Below are 780 nucleotides of genomic sequence, written 5' to 3' on the forward strand. Positions count from 1 at the left end.
TTTCTCTTTTGAGATCTGCGATAGTATCCGTATTAGGTTTGCATTTAATAGGGATTGTTATCCCTTCTAATGTTTTAATGAAAAGCTGACTAGTTAACTCATCTTGCGTAGGAGTTTCCGTCTGCTCATGTTGTTTCAATTTTTGCACCAATCGAACAATGTGATTTATATTATATTCTTTAATCAATTGACTATCGATAAGTTTTTTACCTGCAAATAATAAGGCTTGTTCTTCTATAGGTATTCCTGCCTTGCGAAAAATTTCGCTTTTGAGATGTGCAATAGTATCCGTCTCAGGATTGTATTCAATTAAGAATTCTGTCCCTGTTAATGTTTGAATTTGAAGCTGAGCACTTTTTTTCTCAGATGTTGCTTCTGTAGCCTGGTTTTGGGCACTCGAAAGTAAGCGTATAGATTCTATTTTTTGAGCCTCATATTCTTCAATGAGACGACTATCAATAAGTTCTTGACCTGCAATTGTTAAGAGTTGATCTTCTATAGGTATTCCTTCTTTACGAAAAATTTCATTTTTGAGATGTGCAATAGTATCTGTCTTAGGGTTGTAATCAATAGTGATTTTTTTTCCTGCTATTGTAGTAATATATAGGTGACGAGTTAACTCATCTTGCGTAGGAGTTTCCGTCTGCTGATGTTGTTTCAATTTTTGCACCAAATGAATACTGCCATTGATGCCATAGTCTTTAATCAATTGATTATCTTCAAGTGTTTTTGCTGAATAGATTAAGATTTGATCTTGTATAGGAATTCCTTCCTTGAGAA

The 780-nt window shown here is 33.8% G+C and carries 1 protein-coding gene; it reads right to left on the reverse strand.

The genetic code is table 11. From position 1 onward, the window contains the following. A partial coding sequence (locus Lqua_RS11415; protein ID WP_202972753.1) for a ubiquitin-like protein occupies nt 1-780 on the reverse strand: 780 nt, incomplete at both ends.

Origin of the sequence: Legionella quateirensis (assembly GCF_001467955.1) — a bacterium.
Lineage (GTDB): Bacteria > Pseudomonadota > Gammaproteobacteria > Legionellales > Legionellaceae > Legionella > Legionella quateirensis.